General features: G+C 37.5%; 5 protein-coding genes. All 5 read left to right on the forward strand.

The window, feature by feature from the left end:
* The first annotated feature begins 26 nt into the window (after positions 1-26).
* The 5 genes from ABS768_RS13030 (at position 27) to ABS768_RS13050 (ending at position 5,870) form a co-directional block, all read left to right on the forward strand.
* The gene (locus tag ABS768_RS13030) at positions 27-962 is read left to right on the forward strand and encodes a bifunctional riboflavin kinase/FAD synthetase (protein WP_408075392.1); all 936 of its coding nucleotides are present in this window, start codon (positions 27-29) and stop codon (positions 960-962) included.
* On the forward strand, positions 959-2,272 hold the full coding sequence (locus ABS768_RS13035; protein WP_408075393.1) for an HTTM domain-containing protein: 1,314 nt from the start codon (positions 959-961) through the stop codon (positions 2,270-2,272). Before ABS768_RS13030 ends, ABS768_RS13035 begins: the two co-directional genes overlap by 4 nt.
* A gap of 208 nt (positions 2,273-2,480) precedes the next feature.
* The gene (locus ABS768_RS13040; protein ID WP_408075394.1) at positions 2,481-2,945 is read left to right on the forward strand and encodes a hypothetical protein; all 465 of its coding nucleotides are present in this window, start codon (positions 2,481-2,483) and stop codon (positions 2,943-2,945) included.
* Positions 2,946-3,017: 72 nt separating this feature from the next.
* Positions 3,018-4,100, forward strand: coding sequence for a biotin synthase BioB (gene bioB, locus ABS768_RS13045; protein ID WP_408075395.1), 1,083 nt, complete (start codon positions 3,018-3,020; stop codon positions 4,098-4,100).
* 114 nt (positions 4,101-4,214) lie between these two features.
* Entirely contained in the window at positions 4,215-5,870 is a 1,656-nt protein-coding gene (locus tag ABS768_RS13050; RefSeq protein ID WP_408075396.1) for a tetratricopeptide repeat protein, read from the forward strand.
* Positions 5,871-6,137: the final 267 nt, after the last annotated feature.

Genomic DNA, 6,137 nt, shown 5'->3' on the forward strand with positions numbered 1-6,137 from the left:
AATTTGCTAATTATAACTATTAGCCTTTGAAAATATTCAACTCTATACAGGAATTCACTACTAACACACCTACTATTGTAACCCTTGGTACTTTTGACGGAGTGCATAAAGGACACAAGAGTATTCTTGAGAAAATAACCTCAAGCAGTAAAAATACAGGTTGTGAAAGTGTACTGCTTACTTTTTTTCCGCATCCGCGGATGGTTTTGCAGCAAAATACAGACATAAAACTGCTTAATACAATTAAGGAAAAGGCTATGCTGCTGGAGCAACACGGTATAGACAACCTTATTATACACCCTTTTGACCATGCCTTTTCAAGACTAACTGCCGAAGAGTTTGTAAAAAACATACTGGTAGACAAGTTTATGGTCAGGAAAATAATAATAGGATACGACCACCGTTTCGGACGAAACAGGACTGCCGATATAAACGACCTTATACAATATGGTGAGGAATATAATTTTGAGGTAGAACAAATTTCAGCACTCGAAATTAATGAAGTATCCGTAAGCTCTACCAAAATACGCAATGCCCTAAATGCCGGTTATCTTGAAACCGCAAACAGGTATTTAGGCTACCCTTATTTCCTTACCGGAAAGGTTGTTAAAGGAAAACAGCTGGGCCGAACCATAGGCTTTCCTACCGCTAACATCAACATTACCGAGAGCTATAAATTAATACCGGACAAAGGTGTATATGTAGTATCTTCCGAAATAGCAGGCAAAACGGTATACGGAATGATGAATATAGGCAACAACCCTACAGTGGGTAGTGTAGCCGAATCCATAGAGGTCCATTTCTTTGATTTTAACAGTGACCTGTACAATCAGGAAATAAGAGTAAATATTCATTATAAGATACGCAATGAAATAAAGTTCCCAAGCGTTAACCACCTAAAAGAACAACTCAAGGAAGACCAAAAAACATCTTTAGAATATATCGCCACCAAACTGTCATGAAACCACGCCTTTTCCAGCAAATAGACAATAGCCCTCTTATTATATTCAGAATATTTTTCGGCTTTCTGCTTGCCTGCGAAACTATTGGCGCCATCCTCACAGGGTGGGTAAAAGAAAATTTCATCGATGTTCAGTTCACCTTTAATCACATAGGTATGGACTGGCTTCAGCCCCTACCCGGCTATGGCATGTACTACTATTTTATCACTATGGGAGTACTAGGCCTGCTTGTTATGCTGGGCTACAAATACCGATGGACTCTTGGTGTATTTACTATAATGTGGGCCGGAGTTTACTTTATGCAAAAGACTTCATATAACAACCATTATTACCTGTTATTACTGGTTTGTATAATAATGTGGTTTTTACCTGCAAACACTTATGCCTCTCTCGACGCCAAACAAAACCCCGATATAAAAAGCCTAACCATGCCCGCATGGTGCTCTTGGGTAATGATAGTACAGGTTGCCATAGTGTATTTTTTTGCCACCATTGCTAAATTCTACCCTGACTGGCTGGACGGCACCTTTACCAAAAACCTATTAGACAGATCGGTTAAAAACGAAGCATTACACGACATTTTTACCCAAAAATGGTTCTATATGTTTATTGCTTATGCCGGTATCGCTTTTGATTTACTGATTGTCCCGTTACTGCTTTTCAAAAAAACCAGAACGTGGGCCTTTATAGCATCACTAATATTTCACATCTTTAATTCCATCACATTACAAATAGGCATATTCCCTTATTTTGCGCTGAGTTTTGCTGTTTTCTTTTATCCTCCGGAAAAAATGCGTTCGCTGTTCTTTAAAAAGAAACCACAGGTCACTACTCAAGAGACAGGACAGGAATATAAGAGTACCCTGTATTACTTTTTTATACCCTATTTAATTATACAACTATTACTACCTATAAGACATCACTTTATTAAAGGCGATGTTTTTTGGACCGAAGAAGGTCACCGCCTAAGCTGGCGAATGATGTTGCGCACCCGAAACGGATATACCCGCTTTAAAGTGGTAGACAAAAAAACGAACCAAACTATTTTTTATAATATAAACAGCAAACTTACCTCTAAGCAGTTTAACAGTATGCGCACTAAACCCGATATGATTTGGCAGTTTGCCCAACGTATAAAAAAGGAGTTTAAAGAAATGGGCAGGGATGTTGCTGTTTATGCCAATACTTCTGCCGGAGTAAATGGAGCGCCAATGAAAAAACTTATTAACCCTGATGTTGATTTAGGCGAAGCTAAATGGGACTATTTCTTCCATAACGACTGGATATTGCTTCATGAAGACGAGCAATAAACTTCGTAGTCAACAATTTTAACCAAATTTTAAAACAGTCATATTTATTGTATTAAAATTTTATTAATTCTTTTAATTTTTCATGTTTTAATTAGTAAATTCGATAAGAGATTGAGTTAACCACTGTCTTACAAACTTTTGAAAGAAAATACACTTAAAAAAGCCATAAGACTGTAAAGAAATTAATTAACGAATAAAACACAAGGCTATGAAAGTTTCAAGAATAATAATTAATGGTATCATTATTTTTATAGGTATTGGCTTATTTTTCCTTTTAATGGAAAAATTGGGGCTTGGAGATAAAATTTACCTTAGACTGGTAAACTTCATTTTTGTGATATATGGTGTAAACAGAACCATTAAACAGGATTATGAAGATCATATAGACGGCTACTTCACTAATCTGAGTTCGGCTTTTTTTACAGCATTTACCAGTTTAATACTAACCATATTTGCATTTATCGCCTATGCCAACGCAAGAGGTGGCGAAGAATACATCCATACATTTGTAAAACACTACATTTTTGGAGGTACTCCATCGCTATACCAATTCTGTATCGGACTATTTATCGAAGGGCTTGCAGCCAGTGCTATAGTATCGTTTACACTAATGCAGTTTTGGAAAGATAAAGTAGAAAAAATCAACAAAGTAGACGACCTGAATCATAACTAAGTAAAGTTTAAAGTGTTTTTTCGGTTGTTATAACGGAATTTGCTACTTTTGAACCAACTTTAAAATTCCGTTATGAATACAATTAGACACGACTGGACGAAGGAAGAAATCATTGCCCTATATAACAAACCATTAATGGACCTGCTGTATGAAGCAGCAACGGCTCACAGACAATTTCATGACCCTAATGTAGTACAGGTATCTACACTGTTATCAATTAAAACAGGTGGCTGCCCTGAAGATTGCGGTTACTGCCCTCAGGCTGCACGTTACCATACAGATATTGAAGGAAACGATCTTATGACTGTTTCACAAGTGAAGGCTCAGGCATTACGTGCCAAATCCAGCGGATCATCAAGAGTATGTATGGGTGCTGCATGGCGTAACGTAAAAGACGGACCTGAATTTGACCAGGTACTTGAAATGGTTAGAACCATTAATAAACTGGATATGGAGGTTTGCTGTACGCTGGGTATGATTACCGAAAATCAGGCACAACGTCTTGCCGAAGCCGGTTTATATGCATACAACCATAACCTTGATACTTCTGAAGAATACTATAAAGAAGTTATCTCTACAAGAGGATACGAAGACAGGCTTCAAACTATTGATAACGTAAGAAAAACAAATGTTACCGTATGTAGCGGTGGTATTATTGGTATGGGAGAAAGTGTTGAGGACAGAGCCGGAATGCTTGTTGCCCTTGCTTCATTAAGCCCACAACCAGAATCTGTTCCCATCAATGCCCTTGTAGCTGTAGACGGTACTCCGCTTGAAGATGAAAAACCTGTTGAGATTTGGGATATGATCAGAATGGTAGCTACTACCCGTATCGTAATGCCTTTAACTCAGGTTAGGCTTTCTGCCGGAAGAACTCAAATGTCGAGAGAAGGTCAGGCAATGTGTTTCTTTGCAGGTGCCAATTCTATTTTTGCAGGAGATAAGCTGCTTACAACCCCTAACCCGGATGTAAACGAAGACATGAAAATGTTTGAAATGCTTGGACTTATCCCTCAAAAACCATTCGCTAAAAAATCTCAGCCAAAAACGGTTGAAGCACAAGAGTCTGAATTTGCAGCAATGGGCGAGAAACCAAAATGGACACGCCCTAGCCATACAATTGAGCGTAACCTGAAAGCTTCGGGTAAAATCTAAACATTTATTTATTCGATATACGTTAAAGCTTCTCCTTTTAAGGAGGAGCTTTTTTATTTGCATTAATTATATATTTATATTTGAAGAAATTACCCACATTACCATTACTCACTAATGCTTAAAAAGAAAAACCATATCAACCTTTACCTGTTACTTATGCTCCTGTTTGCCATAAACCTTTCGGCAAACACTATACAGCATTGTGACTCACTTATCAAAAAAGGAGTTGATGCGATGTGGAAAAAAGAGCATGTAAAATCGTTAGAACTACTAACCGAAGCGCGAAACCTCGCTGAGAAAAACCACTGGCATGAACAGGTTTTCCTTGCCACAAATAACATAGGCGCTAACTATTTCACCATGCTTGATTATGGTGAAGCGCTTAACTATTATCTGGAAAGCTATACCATAGCAGTTAAAGAACTGGATCCTCAGCATGAAATGGTAGTACTTAACAACATTGCCATTATTTACACTAAGGAAAAGAATTTTGAGAAGGCCGAAGAGTACTTTAAAAAAGCCTATAAAATAGCCAAAGAAAAAAAAGACTCGCTCAAAATAGGGCTTTATGCCATGAACCTTGGAGGAGTTGCTAATGAAACCAACAGGCTGGAAGAAGCCAAAAACTACATTATGGAATCAATCCCGTTATTAAAACAGGAACCCCATTTATTGGTTTTGGCAGAAATATGTTTGGCAGAAAATGAACTTCTTAAGGGTCACACCACACTGGCTCGCGAAAAAGCACAGGAACTATATCGTTCTACCAATAACCTGGATTACAACGATACCGGCATTTCACTTATGCTTATTATTGTAAAAAGCTATTTAAAGGAAGAAAAATATACTCAGGCCATAATTGCCGCTAATAAAATACTTAGCGAAAACCCAAATCTTGAAAACAAAAAAGCAGTATACGCATTACTGGCAAGCATCTATTATAAGGATAAGGTATACAATAAAGCTCTGCAGTATAAAGACTCGGTTTTATGGGCCGAAATACAACTTAACGATATAAAAAACGGGAAATTACTTGAGACCAGTAAGGTGAAGTTCGAAATACAGGACTATAAAAACCAGATAACCCTAAACCAGGAAAAACTAAATACCGAAAGAAAAACATTTTACAGTATTATTGCTTCCATCGTTGCTCTTGTAATAATACTGGTACTTATACTCCGAAACAGGTCGGTTAAGCTAATGCAGAAAAAACTGTTAGCCGAAAGAAATGAAAAAGCCATAGCACTGGAACTGGAGCAGGAAAAAAATGAAAACCTACTGCTGGAAAAACAAATTCAGGATAAGGAGAATAAAGCTAAACTGGAACAGGAACGACTTAAAAACGAGATAGAATCACGCAACAGGGAACTATCGGCAAAGGCATTATACCTGTCACAACGCAACACTATACTTGAAGACATACTTACCTCACTGGGAAAAGTACCCGAGCTTTCTAAAAACGAAGCACTGGCAGGACATATAAAAACCCTTAAAAGCCATCTTAAAGATGAAAACGAATGGGAAAACTTCCTTACCCATTTTGAAGAGGTAAACCAAGGGTATATAACGAGGCTAAAAACAATCCACCCTTCACTAAATGCAAACGATGTAAGATTTATATGCTATGTATACATGAATCTTAGCACGAAGGAAATAGCCTCAATGCTTAACATTACTGTGGAAGCCTGCCGCAAACGTAAGGAACGTATAGCTGCAAAATTAGAACTACCAGACAGTTCACACCTATACAGCTACCTCTATACTGTTTAGCTACAATACATTACCAATATTAAGTATTTGACAGCTAAAAATGATATTTTTAACTCAACTTATAAAAATATCACAAAAATTTCTATCTTTAACCAGCATGAACAAAGCGCTAACTCAAAAAAAGTGTTTTGCTCACCCCAACATTAACTATACTAAATAACTATACAAACACTACTAAAAATTACTTTTTATGAAGAAAATATACCTAGCGGCGCTTGTTGCGCTGTGCGGCCTGGCGGATGTTTCTGCCCAGCAGGATCCGCACTA

This window comes from Flavobacterium rhizophilum (assembly GCF_046000485.1).
Classification (GTDB): Bacteria; Bacteroidota; Bacteroidia; order Flavobacteriales; family Flavobacteriaceae; genus Flavobacterium; species Flavobacterium rhizophilum.

Bases quoted from the DNA above. Each gene is read 5' to 3' on its own strand.
- ABS768_RS13040 (WP_408075394.1), top strand. From the start codon at position 2,481: ATGAAAGTTTCAAGAATAATAATTAATGGTATCATTATTTTTATAGGT.
- ABS768_RS13050 (WP_408075396.1), top strand. From the start codon at position 4,215: ATGCTTAAAAAGAAAAACCATATCAACCTTTACCTGTTACTTATGCTC.
- ABS768_RS13035 (WP_408075393.1), top strand. From the start codon at position 959: ATGAAACCACGCCTTTTCCAGCAAATAGACAATAGCCCTCTTATTATA.
- bioB (WP_408075395.1), top strand. From the start codon at position 3,018: ATGAATACAATTAGACACGACTGGACGAAGGAAGAAATCATTGCCCTA.